The sequence below is a fragment of the Streptococcus infantis genome, from assembly GCF_047460875.1.
In the GTDB taxonomy this organism is placed as follows: Bacteria; Bacillota; Bacilli; order Lactobacillales; family Streptococcaceae; genus Streptococcus; species Streptococcus infantis_AA.
The window spans coordinates 93,064-110,802 of the sequence record NZ_JASHFI010000003.1; the positions used below are offsets into that span (position 1 = coordinate 93,064).

Below are 17,739 nucleotides of genomic sequence, written 5' to 3' on the forward strand. Positions count from 1 at the left end.
GTCTCCTGATAATGTCTTATTTCTTTAATTCTACCAAATTTTCATTGATTCGGCGATAAATTGTAGTCAAGTCAAGCAAAGTTTCTTCGACAGCAGGAGTCAATTGATCCTCTGTCATACGCCATGACCAGTTTCCACCAAGAGTAGATGGGAAGTTCATACGAGCTGAACCATCCAACTCTAGCAAGTCTTGCATGGTAGCGATAGCCATAAAGCTTACTGATGAGAAGACTGTACGAAGCATAGCATGTACTACTGTTTCATATTCCTTGCGGTTTGTGTAACGTGCCATGTACTCACGAGTTGGATCGTCGATTTCATTGCGATACCAACCAAGAACAGTGTTGTTATCGTGTGTTCCTGTGTACATAACTGAGTTGGCTGGTGCCAAGTGTGGGCTGTCGATACTTTCGTGCTCTGGGTTGAAGGCAAATTGAAGGACTTTCATTCCTGGGAATCCAGTGCGTTCACGTAGTTCAATAACTTCGTCAGTCATGAATCCAAGGTCTTCTGCGATGATGTTCAAGTCACCAAGTTCCTCTTTAACCGCTGCAAAGAGTTTGTAGTCAGGTCCTTTCACCCATTTACCAGGTGCTGCTGTTTCAGAACCAGCAGGAATTTCCCAGTAAGACTCAAATCCACGGAAGTGGTCGATACGAACGATATCGTAGATTTTGAAGCTTTCACGCAAGCGTTCAATCCACCATTTGTAGCCATCTTTGTCCATAGCTTCCCAGTCATAGATTGGGTTACCCCAGAGCTGACCAGTAGCAGAGAATTCATCTGGTGGGCAACCTGCGATGCAAGTCGCTTTTCCATTTTCATCTGTTTTAAAGAGATGTGGATTAGCCCACATATCGCTTGAATCTTCCGCTACATAGATAGGCATATCTCCGACAATCTCGATGTGGTTTTCGTTAGCGTATGCTTTCAATTTCAACCATTGTTGGAAGAAAAGGTATTGGGTTACGCGGTGGTAAACAAGCTTGTCAGCTAATTTCTCACGGTAGCTTTCAAGAGTTGAAGCTTTACGAGCACGAGCATCTGCATCTGGCCATTCTGTCCAAGCAAGATTATCAAAATGCTCCTTGATAGCCATGTACTCTGCAAATAGTTCAAGCCATGATTGATTGTCTTGAGCAAATTTTTCGAAGTCTTTGACATCTCCGACTTCAAGGAAACGTTTGACAGCTTTCTCTAGAAGTGGACGACGTGCATAGTAGATTTTAGCGTAGTCAACTTCAGTTGGGTTGCTACCAAAGTCCACACCTTCAAGATCACTTGCTTCCAACAAACCTTGCTCCACCAAAATATCAAGGTCGATAAAATGAGTGTTTCCAGCAAAGGCTGAGAATGATTGGTATGGAGAATCTCCATAGCTAGTTGTTCCTAAAGGAAGGATTTGCCAGTAACGTTGCTTTGTACGAACCAAGAAGTCAACGAAATCATAGGCACTTTGACCAAATGATCCGATTCCGTATGCTCCTGGAAGTGATGAGATGTGCATCAACACACCGCTTTGACGTTTTTTCATATTAGCACCTCAAGTGTTTATATTGTTAATTATTTCAATTTTTGCGCAAACGTTTGCGCTAAGTCAAGTATACCCCATTTCTAAAATAAATGCAAGCGTTTGTAAAAAAAACTTTTTCTCTACTTTTTATTTCCGAAATCGGAAATTCCCTATATTTTAAATTTCCCCCTCCATTTGTTTCGTCTTCTATGTATGCAATCGTTTCCCTTCAATTATTTTTGAATTGAAATTTACACGATTTCCTATTTTTCTTCTATTATACAAACAATTTTAGGAATTAGCCAGTCACAAGCTTTTTTAATTTTTTTCAAAAAAACGCTTGCAACCGTTTTCTGTTTGTGCTATACTAAGGTCATAAGGGAAAACGTTTGCGTTTCCTCGAAATTAAAATTTGTTATTCTTTAGGAGGAATACACTATGTCAACTAAATTCATGAAGAGCGCTGCTGTACTTGGTACTGCTACTCTTGCTAGCTTGCTTTTGGTAGCTTGCGGAAGCAAAACTGCTGATAAAGCAGCTGATTCTTCTGCATCAGGAAGCCAAGAAATCACTTTCTACGTTGAAGACCAATACAAAGCTTATGCTGAAACAGTTGCACAAGCTTATGAAAAAGAATCAGGAACAAAAGTTAACATCAAATCTGGTGACCAAATGGGTGGTCTGGACAAGCTTTCTCTTGACAACCAATCAGGTCAAGCTCCTGACGTTATGATGGCTCCATACGACCGTGTAGGTAGCCTTGGTACTGACGGACAACTTTCAGAAGTTACATTGAGCGACGGCGCTAAAACAGATGATAAAACTAAATCTCTTGTAACAGCTGCTGACGGTAAAGTCTATGGTGCTCCTGCCGTTATTGAGTCACTTGTTATGTACTACAACAAAGATTTGCTTAAAGAAGCTCCTAAAACATTTGCTGAATTGGAAGAACTTGCAAAAGACAGCAAATACGCTTTCGCTGGTGAAGATGGCAAAACTACTGCCTTCCTAGCTGACTGGACAAACTTCTACTACGCATACGGACTCCTTGCTGGTAACGGTGCTTACGTATTCGGACAAAACGGTAAAGATCCTAAAGACATCGGTCTTGCAAACGAAGGTTCAATCGCAGGTATCAACTACGCTAAATCTTGGTACGAAAAATGGCCTAAAGGTATGCAAGATACTGAAGGTGCTGGAAACTTGATCCAAACTCAATTCCAAGAAGGTAAAACAGCTGCTATTATCGATGGACCTTGGAAAGCTCAAGCATTCAAAGATGCTAAAGTAAACTACGGTGTTGCTACTATCCCAACTCTTCCAAACGGAAAAGATTACGCTGCATTCGGTGGTGGTAAAGCTTGGATCATCCCATCAAGCACTAAGAACCTTGAAGGCGCACAAAAATTTGTAGACTTCCTAGTTTCAACTGAACAACAAAAAGCATTCTACGATAAAACTAACGAAATCCCAGCTAACACTGAAGCTCGTTCATATGCTGAAGGTAAAAACGATGAGTTGACAACAGCTGTTATCAAACAGTTCAAGAACGCTCAACCAATGCCAAATATCTCTCAAATGTCTGCAGTTTGGGATCCAGCGAAAACTATGCTCTTTGATGCTGTAAGTGGTAAGAAAGATGCGAAAACAGCTGCTAACGACGCTGTTACATTGATCAAAGAAACAATCAAACAAAAATTTGGTGAATAAAAAATTTGTTCAAGGGGGGTGGAATTCAAATCCCCCTTTGAATTTATCAATAGAAAACATATATAGTTTAGGTTTTGATTGAAAACCAGTATCCTATGAAAGGAGTTATTATGGAAAAGCAACAACCTAGTAAAGCAGCCCTGCTGTCTATCATTCCTGGGTTAGGACAGATTTACAATAAACAAAAAGCCAAAGGTTTTATCTTCCTTGGTGTAACCCTTGTATTCGTCCTTTATTTCCTAGCACTTGCAGCCCCTGAATTAAGCAATCTCATCACTCTTGGTGACAAGCCAGGTCGTGATAATTCACTCTTTATGCTGATTCGTGGTGCCTTCCATTTAATCTTTGTAGTCGTTTATGTACTCTTTTATTTCTCAAATATTAAAGATGCACATACAATCGCAAAACGTATTAACAATGGAATTCCAGTACCACTTACGCTAAAAGATATGATCAAAGGAATCTATGAAAATGGCTTCCCTTACCTCTTGATCATTCCATCTTATGTTGCCATGACTTTTGCGATTATCTTCCCAGTTATCGTAACCTTGATGATTGCCTTTACCAACTACGACTTCCAACACTTGCCACCAAACAAATTGTTGGACTGGGTTGGTTTGACCAACTTTACAAACATCTGGAGTTTGAGTACCTTCCGTTCTGCCTTTGGTGCCGTTCTTTCTTGGACTATCATCTGGGCTTTGGCTGCCTCAACTTTACAAATCGTAATCGGTATCTTCACAGCTATCATTGCTAACCAACCATTTATCAAAGGAAAACGTATCTTTGGTGTTATTTTCCTTCTTCCTTGGGCTGTTCCAGCTTTCATCACTATCTTGACATTCTCAAACATGTTTAACGATAGTGTTGGTGCTATCAACACTCAAGTATTGCCAATCTTGGCTAAATTCCTTCCTTTCCTTGATGGGGCTCTTATCCCTTGGAAAACAGACCCAACTTGGACTAAGATTGCCTTGATTATGATGCAAGGTTGGCTTGGATTCCCATACATCTACGTTTTGACTTTGGGTATCTTGCAATCTATTCCTAACGACCTTTACGAAGCAGCTTATATTGACGGTGCTAATGCTTGGCAAAAATTCCGCAACATCACTTTCCCAATGATCTTGGCTGTTGCGGCACCTACTTTGATTAGCCAATACACCTTCAACTTTAACAACTTCTCTATCATGTACCTCTTCAATGGTGGTGGACCTGGTAGTGTCGGAGGGGGAGCTGGTTCAACCGATATCTTGATTTCATGGATTTACCGTTTGACAACAGGTACATCTCCTCAATACTCAATGGCGGCAGCTGTTACCTTGATTATCTCTATCATTGTCATCTCAATCTCTATGATCGCATTCAAGAAACTACACGCATTTGATATGGAGGACGTCTAATATGAATAACTCAATCAAACTAAAACGTAGACTGACTCAAACCCTTACTTACCTCTACTTGATTGGACTTTCGATCGTCATTATCTACCCACTTTTAATCACGATTATGTCTGCCTTCAAGGCTGGTAACGTTGTAGCCTTTAAACTCGACAGCAATGTCAACTTTAGTCTTGATAACTTCAAAGGGCTCTTTACTGAAACCTTGTACGGCACATGGTACCTCAACACTTTGATCATCGCTTTGATCACCATGGTTGTACAAACAAGTATTATCGTACTTGCTGGTTATGCCTATAGCCGTTACAACTTCTTGGCTCGTAAGCAAAGTTTGGTCTTCTTCTTGATTATCCAAATGGTGCCTACAATGGCTGCTTTGACTGCCTTCTTCGTTATGGCCCTCATGTTGAATGCCCTTAACCATAGCTGGTTCCTCATCTTCCTCTACGTTGGTGGTGGTATCCCTATGAATGCTTGGTTGATGAAAGGTTACTTTGACACCGTGCCAATGTCTCTTGATGAGTCTGCAAAACTAGATGGTGCAGGACACTTCCGCCGCTTCTGGCAAATCGTTCTCCCTCTTGTTCGCCCAATGGTTGCTGTACAAGCACTCTGGGCCTTCATGGGACCTTTCGGAGACTACATCCTCTCTAGTTTCTTGCTTCGTGAAAAAGAATACTTTACAGTTGCCGTTGGTCTACAAACCTTCGTCAGCAATGCGAAGAACTTGAAGATTGCCTACTTCTCAGCAGGTGCTATCCTCATCGCTCTTCCAATCTGTACACTTTTCTTCTTCTTGCAAAAGAACTTCGTTTCAGGACTTACAAGCGGTGGCGACAAGGGGTAATATACCCCCCGCCACCCTTTTTCTTTTTTGAACTTGTCCTTACTTAGATAATCTGGTGAGAAATAAAAGCTTACTGAGGTAATGCTCCTTGTTTGTGGACAATTTATACTCTTCGAAAATCTCTTCAAACCACGTCAGCTTTATCTGCAACCTCAAAGCCGTGCTTTGAGCAACTTGCGGCTCTCTTCCTAGTTTGCTCTTTAATTTTCATTGAGTATTAAATCAAAAACCTACTTTCAACCAGCATTGTAGCTGCCCCACTTGAAATTAAACACATTTCTCTATATAATACTCATATAGAAAAATGCCTTAGAAAGAGAATTATGTTGCCATATCCATTTTCTTATTTTAATAGTATCTGGGGATTTCGTAAGCCCCTATCTCAACGTTTTGGTCTCAACTGGTTCCAACTGATTTTTACCAGTATTTTCTTGATTAGCTTGTCTATGGTGCCTATTGCCATTCAAAATAGCTCTCAGGAAACCTATCCTTTGGAGACCTTTGTCGAGGACGTTTACTCTCCTTTAACGGATAGTGTGGTTCAAGATTTAGCTACCAATGCTAAGATTACAGATGGAAAGTTAAGCTATACAGGGACAACTCCTCATCAAACTTCTGTTCAAATTGGAGACGCTTCTAGCTCAGACTTCCCTGAAGAATTACTTCTTAGCTTTGAACCCGAGAATCTCGTCATCAGTAAGCAAGGAAAAGAGTTAACAAGCATCCGCTACCATGCTATCACTACAGATAGTTTCCAAAGCAAGGAAAGTTTGACTCAAGCCATTTCCAAAGACTGGTATCAACAGAATCGTGTTTATATTAGCCTCTTTCTCGTAATAGGTTCTGGCTTCCTCTTTGGAATCAATTTTTTCATTGTTGCTTTAGGTGCTAGCCTTTTGCTCTACTTTACGAAGAAATCACGTCTCTTTTCATTTGAAACCTTTAAAGAGTGCTACCATTTTATCTTGAACTGTTTAGGATTACCAACTCTGATTACGCTTATTTTGGGATTATTTGGCCAAAATATGTCAACCCTGATTACTGTACAAAACATTCTTTTTGTTCTGTATCTGGTCACTATCTTTTACAAAACACATTTTCGTGATCCAGACTACCATAAGTAGGAGATTATTATGCCCGTGACAATTAAAGACGTGGCCAAGGCTGCAGGTGTCTCACCTTCAACTGTAACCCGTGTTATTCAAAACAAATCAACCATTAGCGATGAGACAAAAAAACGAGTTCGCAAGGCAATGAAAGAACTCAACTACCATCCCAATCTCAATGCTCGAAGCCTAGTAAGTAGCTATACACAGGTTATCGGATTGGTTCTTCCTGATGACTCAGACGTTTTCTACCAAAATCCCTTCTTTCCTTCTGTCCTTAGAGGGATTGCACAAGTTGCTTCAGAAAATCATTATGCTATTCAGATTGCAACTGGAAAAGACGAAAAAGAGCGTTTAAAGGCCATTTCACAAATGGTCTACGGAAAACGTGTGGATGGGCTTATTTTCTTGTATGCCCAAGAAAACGACCCCTTGGTTAAACTAGTTTCAGAAGAACAATTCCCCTTCCTCATCCTTGGGAAATCACTGTCACCTTTTATTCCACTGGTTGACAACGATAATATTCAAGCTGGTTATGATGCAACAGAATACTTCATCAAAAAAGGATGTAGCCGAATTGCCTTCATCGGGGGGGCCAAAAAACTTTTCGTAACTCAGGATCGTTTAAAAGGTTACGAACAAGCCCTTCAAGAAAATCAGTTACCTCTCGACAGTCAACGTACCTTCTTTGCAGATGAGTTTCTAGAAGAGAAGGGCTATAACTTTAGTAAACAACTCTTTAAATATGACCCTCAGACCGATGCTATTATCACAACGGATAGCCTCTTAGCTGAAGGTGTATGTAACTATCTCAACGAACACCAACTTGATGTTCCAGTCCTCAGCTTTGACTCGGTAAATCCAAGGTTGAATCTAGCTGCCTATGTAGATATCAACAGCCTTGCTCTTGGCCGAACTTCATTTGAAACCATCCTGCAAATCATCAGCGATGCCAAGGAAAATAGACAAATTTGCTATCGTCAATTGATTGCCCACGAAATCGTTGAAAAATAAAAACCAACTCTCTATTTTGAGTTGGTTTTTTTGTATTCTATTTATCTGAACAACTAGTTTTCGACTTCGACAAATCGTCCGAGGATATGGACATTTTCCGAAACAGAAACAAAGGCCGTCGGATCCACTTGTTTCATAATCAGTTTAAAATCATTGAATTCTGCGCGAGTGATAACCGTAATCAAAACCGCTTTACGCTCGTGGTTATAGGTCCCTTCCGCATCATGAATGATGGTCGCTCCACGATGTAATTTATGGTGGATTTTTTCAATCACTGCATCGGGATTATTGGTCACAATCGTCGCCTGCATCCGTTTTTGTTTGGTGAAAACTGCATCTGTCACACGACTGGAGACAAAGATGGTAATCATGGAATAAAGAGCGTATTTCCAGCCAAAGGTCAAACCTGCAATCAGCATGATTGTCCCGTTCACCAAGAAAGAGATGCTTCCAACGTTACGACCTGTCTTCTTGCGAATAGTCAGACTGACAATATCTGTTCCACCACTGGAGATGTTATGGCGTAAAGCAAAGCCGATTCCCAGTCCCATGACGACTCCCCCAAAAAGGGCATTGATGATTGGATCCTCTGTCAAGACCACCACTGGCACAAACTGGATAAAGAGCGAGCTCATGGATACCGTGATAAAGGTAAAAATCGTAAACTTATGTCCAATTTGGTACCAGGCCAAAATCATGAGTGGAATATTGATAGCATAGAAAGCCACTGAAATTGGGAAATAAAAGCCAAACCAGTGATTACTAAGCGCAGAAATGATCTGAGCCAAACCTGTTGCTCCACTTGAATAAACATGTCCTGGTTGGAAAAAGAAATTGACCGCTACTGCTGATAAAAAGCCATAGACCAGAGAAGCTGAAATCTTCTCATCATATTTTTCCTTTGAAATGCTTTGTAACACACGCAGCATCTTTATCTGATAAGCAAAGCGGCGCAGATAGTAGCGCCACAGCTTAGTTCGCTTCGTTTGTTTCATCTTGTTCTACTTGTAGATTGAGTTCTTCTAGTTGTTTAAGGGCTACTGTTGATGGGGCTTGCGTCATTGGATCGCTAGCCTTGTTGTTCTTAGGAAAGGCGATAACTTCGCGGATATTTTCTTCTCCTGCTAAGAGCATTACAAAACGATCAAGCCCAATAGCCAAGCCACCATGTGGAGGGAAACCATAGTCCATAGCTTCCAAAAGGAAACCAAACTGGTCATTGGCTTCTTCAGCTGAGAAGCCAAGAGCTTTGAACATACGTTCTTGAAGTTCTTTTTGGTTGATACGAAGACTACCACCACCAAGTTCATAACCGTTCAAGACGATGTCGTAAGCAATGGCACGGACATTAGCCAATTCACCTTCGAGTTCATGAGCAGTATCTGCTTGAGGAAGAGTAAATGGATGGTGGGCACTCATGTATCTGCCTTCTTCTTCAGACCATTCAAACATTGGCCAGTCAACAACCCATAGGAAGTTGAATTTATCCTGGTCAATCAAGTCAAGTTCTTTAGCAATACGTCCACGAAGGGCACCAAGTGTTGCATTAGCCACTTCAAGTGTATCAGCTACAAAGAGAACCAAGTCCTTATCTTCAAGACCAAGCGCACTTGTTAAATCGCCTTGAATGCTAGTCAAGAACTTAGCAACTGGTCCGTTTAATTCTCCGTCAACAACCTTGACCCAAGCAAGACCTTTAGCACCATACTGTTTGGCTACTTCGGTCATCTTGTCGATGTCTTTACGTGAGTAGTTGTCTGCTGCGCCTTTAACGACGATTGCTTTAACGGCAGGTGCTTCTGAGAAGACTTTGAAATCTACACCTTTGACAAGATCTGTTAGGTCTTGAAGCAACATCTCAAAACGAGTATCAGGTTTGTCAGAACCATAAAGGGCCATAGCATCATCGTACTTCATACGAGGGAATGGAAGAGTTACTTCGATCCCTTTTGTTTCCTTCATTACACGCGCAATCAAGCCTTCTGTGATGTCTTGGATTTCTTGCTCAGTAAGGAATGAAGTTTCCAAGTCGACCTGTGTAAACTCAGGTTGACGGTCTCCACGTAAATCTTCATCGCGGAAACATTTGACGATTTGGTAGTAACGGTCAAATCCCGCATTCATTAACAACTGTTTGGTAATCTGTGGACTTTGAGGAAGTGCGTAAAAATGCCCTTTATTGACACGTGATGGCACCAAATAGTCACGTGCCCCTTCTGGTGTTGACTTAGAAAGGAATGGCGTTTCCACATCGATAAATTCCAACTCATCCAAGTAGTTGCGGATAGAATGTGTTACCTTGGCACGAAGTTTAAGGTTTTCCAACATCTCTGGACGACGAAGGTCAAGATAACGGTAACGTAGACGCGTATCATCGTTCGCTTCAATGCCATCCTTGATTTCAAATGGTGTTGTTTTGGCTGTATTGAGGACAGTAAGAGCTGTTACATTCAATTCAACTGCTCCAGTCGCCAACTTATCATTTGCTTGCTCACGTGCTACAACATGCCCAGTAACCTCAATGACAAACTCACTACGAAGGCTTTCAGCCGTTGCCATAACTTCTGCAGAAACTTTCTCAGGGTTAATGACCAACTGCATGATTCCTTCACGGTCACGAAGGTCGATAAAGATAAGACCTCCTAGGTCACGACGGCGAGCAACCCATCCTTTCAAGGTAATTTCTTGTCCAATGTGCTCTGCACGAACACGGCCAGCATACATACTACGTTTCATGATTTCTCTCCTCTATTATTCTTTTACTATTTTACCATAAAAGCGCAGGCTCTTCATGAAAATCAGCAGAAAAGTTTGAGAGAATCCATTTTAAAAAGAAAAAATCCAGCGAAGTCTTCACTGGATCCAATTTTATTTGCTATTTCCTTCTTTTTTATCTTTTTCAGCGATCTCTGCTGCCTTTTTGGGCAAAACAACCTCTGTCACATAAGCTGTCGTAAATCGTATAACTCCTGCAAGAGGAGCAAAAAATACTGCTAGATTGTTATAAAAGAAATCCCCTTTAAAGACATAGCCAAGTGCCCCCACGATAAAGAAGAGAACTACGGTCTGAACCACTGCTAATAATATTACTCGTTTCATGACTTCCTCCTGAGTCTATTATAGCATGAGAATCATTAAAAATCCGATTAAATTATTTAAAGCATGTAAAGCAATGCTGTATGCCAAACCACCTTTGCTGACATAAGCTAAGCCCAAGCTCAAACCTAGGGAACCATACACTAGGAATTGTTGAGGAGTGCCAGGGAAATGAACAAGGGCAAAAATGATAGTACTTACAAGAAGAAAGAGTACTGTCTGCTTGACGTTATCCTGCTGAGGGAAGACATAACGAGCTAACAGACCTCTAAAGGTCAACTCTTCTGTCAGGGGTGCAAAGACAACAATCATGAAGAAAGAGAAGAGAGGTTGATTATGAGTCAATTGTTCTGCTGTCTGTTGACTGACAGATGGATCATTTGGTAAGAAAGATTGTGCAACAATGATAAGGACCCATACCAAGGCAGGCAACCAGATGTATTTGTTAAGGCCCGTTTTTTCTATCGTAACAGTTCCTGTCTTATACCACTTGTATGTTAAGAAGGTAAAAGCTCCTGCTAATAGAATATAAAGCGGAAGAACACCGACTATAGGTGCACCTGAACCAAGAGCAATCAGAGGTAAAGTCTGAATAAAACCGTAGATAAACAAAAATGATAAGAAAGCTAGAACAAACCAGCCAATGTTTTTAAGTAATTTCATAAGATTCTCCTATTTTCCTTTATAACTATTTTTCAATACAAAGAGACTTGCTAGGCCTAGAACAAGGACCCATGCCAATAAAAGACCAAGATTTCCCAGAGACAACTCGTCTCCACCTTCTTTTAATAGACCTACCAAAGGACCGATAAAAGAATAGTCCAATAGTTTTTGAACCATATCATTTTGAAGAGCAATCATAGGTAAAAAAGAGACGATTAACATAGGGAAGATACTATAAACTTGCGCTTTAGATTGAGTATCTGACACCGCACCGATTAGAAGGTTGAGAAAAATAATACTAATAGTTGCTAGGAGCAAATAGATAACATAGGCAAATAAGTAACTTGATACATCTACTTTAAGATAGATGGGAAGTACAATCATAGCAAGTAACATTATCAAAATAGGAAGAACGAGCATACTGAAAGTATATTCTGTTGCTGTCACACCACTTAGAATGAGTGATTTAAGATTTCGTTTTTCCTTATCTTCTGCCATCATAATCGATACCATATAACCACTTCCCATGCTCAAGACCATCGTCAAGCTAGCAGATAGTAAAAATAGGCTCACTTCTCCATTCTTATTTAAAAATTCATTTAATAAAACAGCAATACCAAAAGGCATTAATAAAGTCGCTAACAAAGTTGAATTACTAATAAGAATTTGCACTCTTAACCATAGTAGGGCATTTAATTTTCTAAACATCTAACTTTTCTCCTGTTAATCTGATAAAGATCTCTTCTAAAGTTGGTTCACAAGAGTGAACGACCATCAAATCTGTCGTGTCTAAATGCGGCAATTCTTCAAACAGAACTATTTGTTCTCTTCCATCTTTATAACCTACACGTACTTTCTTATCCACATGGTATTTTTGAATAATCTCTTGTGGACTTCCATACTCTATTAAATTACCCTTATTTAAAAGAGATAAGCGATCACAAAGCAAAGTTGCTTCATTCATATCATGCGTGGTCAGAAAGATAGTTGTCCCAGCTTGCTTTAATTCTTGAAGTAGGGTATGAATCATCTTAGATGTTGTAGGGTCTAGCCCACTGGTTGGCTCATCTAGAAAAAGAATCTTAGGAGCATTAAGAAGGGCACGGGCCAAGAACATTCTTTGTTTCATTCCTGTAGAAAGTTTTTCTGCGATAACATCTTTAGCATCTGCCAAACCAACCTGTTGGAGCACCTGATTTACTCTATCTGACTTGAGACCATATAACTTAGCATAGATGAGAAGATTTTTATAAAGACTCATCTTTTCATAAAAACCACTGCCATCACTAACAATACCGATTTGTTCCAAATCATTTGAGGTTAAATCTTGAGAATTCTTGCCTAACAAAACTGTTTTACCTTGATCTGCAGCCAACTGACCTGTCAAGACGTTGATCATGGTTGTTTTACCTGAGCCAGAAGGCCCAAGAAAACCAAAGATTTCACCCTCCTTAATCTCAAAAGAAATCTGATGAAGGGCTTTTTTGCTCCCAAAACTTTTGCTTACATTTTCAACACGTATCATAGAAACTCCTTTATTTGAAATAACGTTTCACCATAGGCAACTGCATCACATTGATATAAACATGGATAGCCCCGACAAGCAAGAAGGCTAGTAGCTGAATCTCTCCTGTCAGTAAGGAAAAGAGATCAATCAGAAAGTAGAGACCTGGCAAGACATACTGATTTAATTGGAATAAAATCCGAAAACTCTGTTCCAAATTAGCCTGACGCTCCCCTTCGTCGTAAGAATTGATATAGTCCAAGACATCCTTTGGTGTAGAGAAAAATGCCAAATCAAACTGACGAACAATCGCAATGGTCTTATAAAGAGATTTTTGAACATTGAAAACCAACACTAATAGTAAAAAAGAAAGAGATAAGGTTAAAAAGCTTTTATTTAACATAATCGCTTCATTTGCTGAAATGAAGAGAGCCAATAAAATTGCTACGTTTGTAATATTAAAAGTAATGGTTCCAAACTCGAGATTCCGATACATTTGCACATAATAGGTTTCATTCAGATCATCATCCATTTCCTCTTGATACAAGGAGTGAAATTTTCTGCTTTTCTTTAAGAAATTGAAAGTCAAAAGAATGCTAATGAAACCTATCAGTAAACAAATAGCTGATATCCATGGTATCAAGACTTTTACATCTAACATAATTTCGTGGGATTCGGCACCAGCCTTAAACATCCCTACAAACATGCCCAAGAAAGCTCCCAAGACAACTGCTGCTAAAAATAATAATCCACGTTTCTTTTTCATTTTCATCCCCCTCTAAACCAATCCGGCCAACCACTGACCAAAGGCTTTACCTGATTCATAAATTGCTGTCAAACCCTCTGTTCCAAGTGATACTAAAATCAAACAAACAGCTAACAAGAGAATAGCTTGATTTCTTGCTTTTTTCGCTCCATCTCCTAATGGCTCATTACCAAGCCAACCTGCTAGATAGGCATAGAGAGTTACTGTTATAATCCCAATCTCTGTTGACCAAAGAAACAGCAAAATTGCTACTAAACGGATGACGTTAGTCTTGATATTAAAATAATTTCCTAGACCTGCACAAACACCTGCAAGTTCTTTGTTCTCAGTATCTACTTGAAAACCTGCTAAAAATTCTTTCATAATTCTTCTCCTTTTTCAACTTCTACACCTTTTGATTTCTTTTCAATCCATTCAACTACTGGGATGAGGGCAAAGTAGATCCAAAAGGATTGCTCACTTTGATACAGATTAAACCAGCCTAAGTCTGTCCCTATAATTAGAAATACGCCCACCAATAGAGCTATAGCAACTACATAATAGATTGCTTTATACTTGTTCATCACTCATCCTCCTCCAAGCGAAAGACTGACTCGACAGGCTCATGGAATATCTGAGCAATCTTCAGGGCAATGACGATGGATGGCGTGTACTCATCTCGCTCCAGTAGACTAATGGTCTGCCTAGACACGCCAGCTAGTTTGGCCAGCTCTGTTTGATTCAGACCATCGCGAGCCCGAAGCTCTTTTAGACGATTCTTTAGTTGCATGTTACACACCTACTCTCCGTCAAATTCAACAGTTTGGATATCCTCAATACGTTGCAACTTAAATTTTTCTTTCCCCTTTTTATCAACACTACGTAGTTTGACCCATTCCTCATCAACATCCACAACTTCCCATAAAGATGTTCCAAACACTTGTCCAACGATTGTTGGATTTTTCCCAATTAATTCTTGCAATAATCTTGACATATCTATATTTCCTTTCTCTTTTCTTTCGATTACCTTTAACCTTTTCTCTATCCGCTTGATTTTTTTAGATTGACTACTATAAATCAAGACGAGAAAAGGAAAAAAAATCCATACCCACATGTGGCTCCCTCCTATTTCTTTATTTCTTAACTTGATTTCATTGTAACACATCTTTTTATTTTTGACAAGCATATTTGTCAAAAAGTTTAAGATTTTTGTCATTTTGCAAAAGAAAAAGGTCAGGAGTAAAATCCTGACCAATTTATCTATCATTAAAATCCTAGTTTTTCAAATATTTCTGAGAAGTTTTGACTGATAGCACCAAGCGAAACTTGAACTTCTTCTCGAGTTTGGTTATTCTTAACTGTCACTTGTCCGCTTTCGACTTCACTCTCTCCTAGAGTGATGATAGTCTTAGCCGCAAAGACATCGGCTGACTTGAACTGAGCTTTGAGTTTACGGTTGAGATAATCACGCTCTGCTTTGAAACCTTGTTGGCGAAGGGTTTGTACTAGTTCTAGGGCTTTGACATTTGCTCCTTCGCCCAAGACTGCGATATAGACATCTAGGGCATTTTCAATAGGGAGAGCCACACCTTGTTTTTCAAGGACCAAAAGAAGACGCTCAACACCAAGTCCAAAACCAAATCCAGCAGTCTCAGGACCACCAAAGTAAGCAACCAATCCATCATAGCGACCACCTGCACAGACTGTCAAGTCATTGCCCTCGATTTCTGTGATAAACTCAAAGATGGTATGGTTATAGTAGTCCAAACCACGCACCATGTTGGTATCGATGATATAGTCTACTCCTAGATTCTCCAACATCTGACGAACAGTATCAAAGTGGGCTTGGCTTTCTGCATCCAGGTAATCCAAGATAGATGGTGCATTCTCCACAGCTACCTTGTCTTCTTTTTCCTTAGAGTCCAAGACACGGAGAGGATTTTCCTCCAAACGACGTTGGCTATCCTTAGACAAGGTCTCCTTGAGCGGTGTTAAGTAGTCAATCAAGGCTTGACGATAGGCCGCACGGCTCTCAGGATTTCCAAGAGTGTTGAGGTGCAATTTAACACCTTGTATGCCAATTTCTTTCAAGAAGTGGGCTGCCATAGCGATCGTTTCTACATCGGTAGCAGGATTGCTAGATCCAAAGCACTCCACACCAATCTGGTGGAATTGGCGTAAACGACCTGCTTGTGGGCGCTCATAGCGGAACATTGGCCCCATGTAGTAGAACTTACTTGGTTTTTGAACTTCTGGTGCAAAGAGTTTGTTTTCCACATAAGAACGAACGACTGGAGCAGTTCCTTCTGGACGGAGGGTAATATGGCGGTCACCCTTGTCATAAAAATCATACATTTCCTTGGTTACGATATCAGTTGTATCTCCAACAGAACGACTGATGACTTCGTAGTGCTCAAAAATTGGGGTACGCACTTCTGCGTAGTTGTAGCGTTTGAAAATTTCACGGGCAAAGCCTTCAACGTACTGCCATTTGACAGACTCAGCAGGTAAAATATCCTGCGTTCCTTTTGGTTTTTGTAATTTCATAGGGAATCCTCTTTATAACTTAATAGTCCTATTTTACCATAAATGAAGGGATTGGGACAGTGAGAAAAGAAGACTAACACCTAAATTTCATTTTTGAGATTAAGACTAGCTAGGAGAATCGCAAGCAAGGAAAGCCCAACAAACATACCCCATGTTAACTGTATATCCCATACTGCCACCAGTGAAAAACAGGCCGTCCCCACTGGTATAGATAGAGTAAACAACAAACCTAAAAAATTACTGGTACGAGAGAGAACCTCTGGAGCAAGATTTTTCATGAGCAGAGCACTAATCTTTGGAGAAATTTTCCCAGAAACATACATGGTAAAAAAGACGAAAATCATCCCGAGCAAGACTTGGTTTAACAAATTAGATAGACCAACTAGACTGGCTCCTAATGTAACCCACATCATCAATCTAGGCAGAGATTGCTTCCCAAAATAATCATTGCCCGTAAGGCTACTGATGATAACCGCTAATAAGGTAATCAATTGTAAGATAAACAATGCATCCTTGTAGGAAAAATTCAGTAAGGAATGATTTAAAAGGAAGATGTTATAGATCCCACCTAAGGCACCACCCAAAGCATTGATAATCAAGATAGCAAAGAGCATAAAACCAAAGTTTTTCTGTCCACTTTTAAGAAAAACAAGACGTAAATTTCGGTAAATTGTTAGGAACTGCTCTTTGATAGAAAGCTTCTCATTTTTCAGTGATTTACTATCACCAAGTGGAGTTGATAAGCTTAATTCAGCCCTTCCTAAAAAGAGAATGAGAGCTGACACTAGGAAAAATATGGCATTGATTCCCGCTACGATCGAAAAGTTCTGTGTTGACACCCCTAATAGCCAAACTCCAAAAGCTTGGCCACCAATAGCAGAAATATAGGTAATAAACTGGGAAAATGAGTAAGCCTCCATCAAATCTTGCTCTGCTACCTTTTCTTTAACGAAAGGCATTCGCAAGCCACCCGCAAAATCACTAGCTACATCACTAATGACATTGATGAGACAAAGGGTCGAAAAGGCAAAGAAACTAGCTTGCTGAACAACTAGGGCTGCTAGAAAAAATAAAACCGCCTGAAATAAACCGACATAGGTCATCCATTTGACCTTGTCCTTGGTATAATCTGCCCGAATTCCCACAAAAACTGTAAAAAGAGTTGGAAGCATCATCACAACATTCGCCATGGCAACGGCAACAGAAGCCTCTGGCAAAGTCGAGGCATAGACCACAAACACTAAATTAAAAATGGAAGCACCAAAAGCATTGAAAAATCGTGATAAGCTCAAAACTCTGTATGCTTGATTTCTTAGTAATAGCTTCATATAGATTCCTTTCTTTCTCACATACTGCTTTTATGATAGTTCTAGTATAGCATCAAGAATCCCTTGAGAACACTTTTTTGAATATATGCAACAGATTAAACGAATAACGAAACCGATAGAATTTATCTAATGCTAATCAGTATCTTCACAATCCTATCGTTTTAATTTATACTCAATGAAAATCAAAGAGCAAACTAGGAAGCGAGCCGCAGGCTGTACTTGAGTACGGCAAGGCGAAGCTGACGTGGTTTGAATTTGATTTTCGA

At 40.0% G+C, this 17,739-nt stretch carries 19 protein-coding genes; 5 read left to right on the forward strand and 14 right to left on the reverse strand.

Translation table 11 applies throughout. The features are described 5' to 3' along the window. Window positions 1-16 precede the first annotated feature (16 nt). On the reverse strand, window positions 17-1,534 hold the full coding sequence (malQ, locus tag QM887_RS03835; RefSeq protein ID WP_414270583.1) for a 4-alpha-glucanotransferase: 1,518 nt from the start codon (window positions 1,532-1,534) through the stop codon (window positions 17-19). A 417-nt stretch (window positions 1,535-1,951) separates the two neighbouring features. On the opposite strand from malQ, the gene QM887_RS03840 reads away from it, so the two are divergent. From QM887_RS03840 to QM887_RS03860, 5 genes are all read left to right on the forward strand, one after another. Next, window positions 1,952-3,223 carry an extracellular solute-binding protein gene (locus QM887_RS03840; protein ID WP_414270584.1) on the forward strand — a complete coding sequence of 424 codons (1,272 nt, stop codon included), beginning with the start codon at window positions 1,952-1,954 and terminating at the stop codon, window positions 3,221-3,223. A gap of 110 nt (window positions 3,224-3,333) precedes the next feature. Then, a complete protein-coding gene (locus QM887_RS03845) occupies window positions 3,334-4,626 on the forward strand; it encodes an ABC transporter permease subunit (RefSeq protein ID WP_414270585.1) in 1,293 nt (430 codons plus the stop codon). A gap of 1 nt (window position 4,627) precedes the next feature. Beyond that, the gene (locus QM887_RS03850; RefSeq protein WP_006149616.1) at window positions 4,628-5,470 is read left to right on the forward strand and encodes a sugar ABC transporter permease; all 843 of its coding nucleotides are present in this window, start codon (window positions 4,628-4,630) and stop codon (window positions 5,468-5,470) included. Window positions 5,471-5,793: 323 nt separating this feature from the next. Next, window positions 5,794-6,594 carry a DUF1189 domain-containing protein gene (locus QM887_RS03855; RefSeq protein ID WP_414270586.1) on the forward strand — a complete coding sequence of 267 codons (801 nt, stop codon included), beginning with the start codon at window positions 5,794-5,796 and terminating at the stop codon, window positions 6,592-6,594. Window positions 6,595-6,603: 9 nt separating this feature from the next. After that, window positions 6,604-7,590, forward strand: coding sequence for a LacI family DNA-binding transcriptional regulator (locus tag QM887_RS03860; protein WP_414270588.1), 987 nt, complete (start codon window positions 6,604-6,606; stop codon window positions 7,588-7,590). Between the two features lie 53 nt (window positions 7,591-7,643). Here the strand turns inward: QM887_RS03860 and QM887_RS03865 are convergent, their stop codons facing one another. From QM887_RS03865 to QM887_RS03925, 13 genes are all read right to left on the reverse strand, one after another. Next, on the reverse strand, window positions 7,644-8,585 hold the full coding sequence (locus QM887_RS03865; RefSeq protein ID WP_414270589.1) for a YitT family protein: 942 nt from the start codon (window positions 8,583-8,585) through the stop codon (window positions 7,644-7,646). Then, window positions 8,563-10,326 carry an aspartate--tRNA ligase gene (gene aspS / locus QM887_RS03870; RefSeq protein ID WP_414270591.1) on the reverse strand — a complete coding sequence of 588 codons (1,764 nt, stop codon included), beginning with the start codon at window positions 10,324-10,326 and terminating at the stop codon, window positions 8,563-8,565. The genes QM887_RS03865 and aspS overlap by 23 nt, the downstream gene beginning before the upstream one ends. A 132-nt stretch (window positions 10,327-10,458) precedes the next feature. After that, on the reverse strand, window positions 10,459-10,689 hold the full coding sequence (locus tag QM887_RS03875) for a hypothetical protein (protein WP_414270592.1): 231 nt from the start codon (window positions 10,687-10,689) through the stop codon (window positions 10,459-10,461). Between the two features lie 18 nt (window positions 10,690-10,707). Beyond that, entirely contained in the window at window positions 10,708-11,349 is a 642-nt protein-coding gene (locus QM887_RS03880) for a lysostaphin resistance A-like protein (protein ID WP_414270593.1), read from the reverse strand. Between the two features lie 9 nt (window positions 11,350-11,358). Beyond that, window positions 11,359-12,057, reverse strand: a complete 699-nt coding sequence (locus QM887_RS03885) for an ABC transporter permease (protein WP_414270594.1) — start codon at window positions 12,055-12,057, stop codon at window positions 11,359-11,361. Beyond that, a complete protein-coding gene (locus QM887_RS03890) occupies window positions 12,050-12,874 on the reverse strand; it encodes an ABC transporter ATP-binding protein (protein WP_414270595.1) in 825 nt (274 codons plus the stop codon). Before QM887_RS03890 ends, QM887_RS03885 begins: the two co-directional genes overlap by 8 nt. A gap of 10 nt (window positions 12,875-12,884) precedes the next feature. Further along, on the reverse strand, window positions 12,885-13,619 hold the full coding sequence (locus tag QM887_RS03895; protein ID WP_414270596.1) for a DUF3169 family protein: 735 nt from the start codon (window positions 13,617-13,619) through the stop codon (window positions 12,885-12,887). 12 nt (window positions 13,620-13,631) lie between these two features. After that, a complete protein-coding gene (locus QM887_RS03900) occupies window positions 13,632-13,982 on the reverse strand; it encodes a PspC domain-containing protein (protein WP_414270598.1) in 351 nt (116 codons plus the stop codon). Beyond that, on the reverse strand, window positions 13,979-14,182 hold the full coding sequence (locus tag QM887_RS03905; RefSeq protein WP_414270599.1) for a hypothetical protein: 204 nt from the start codon (window positions 14,180-14,182) through the stop codon (window positions 13,979-13,981). The genes QM887_RS03900 and QM887_RS03905 overlap by 4 nt, the downstream gene beginning before the upstream one ends. After that, the gene (locus QM887_RS03910) at window positions 14,182-14,388 is read right to left on the reverse strand and encodes a helix-turn-helix transcriptional regulator (protein WP_049508780.1); all 207 of its coding nucleotides are present in this window, start codon (window positions 14,386-14,388) and stop codon (window positions 14,182-14,184) included. Before QM887_RS03910 ends, QM887_RS03905 begins: the two co-directional genes overlap by 1 nt. Window positions 14,389-14,397: 9 nt before the next feature. Beyond that, window positions 14,398-14,865: a hypothetical protein gene (locus QM887_RS03915; protein WP_414270600.1), complete on the reverse strand. Its 468-nt coding sequence runs from the start codon at window positions 14,863-14,865 to the stop codon at window positions 14,398-14,400. Beyond that, window positions 14,865-16,145 (reverse strand): histidine--tRNA ligase, encoded by a 1,281-nt coding sequence (gene hisS, locus QM887_RS03920; RefSeq protein ID WP_414270601.1) that lies wholly within the window; start codon window positions 16,143-16,145, stop codon window positions 14,865-14,867. The genes QM887_RS03915 and hisS overlap by 1 nt, the downstream gene beginning before the upstream one ends. Before the next feature lie 80 nt (window positions 16,146-16,225). Continuing rightward, window positions 16,226-17,473: a transporter gene (locus QM887_RS03925; protein ID WP_414270602.1), complete on the reverse strand. Its 1,248-nt coding sequence runs from the start codon at window positions 17,471-17,473 to the stop codon at window positions 16,226-16,228. Window positions 17,474-17,739 lie beyond the last annotated feature (266 nt).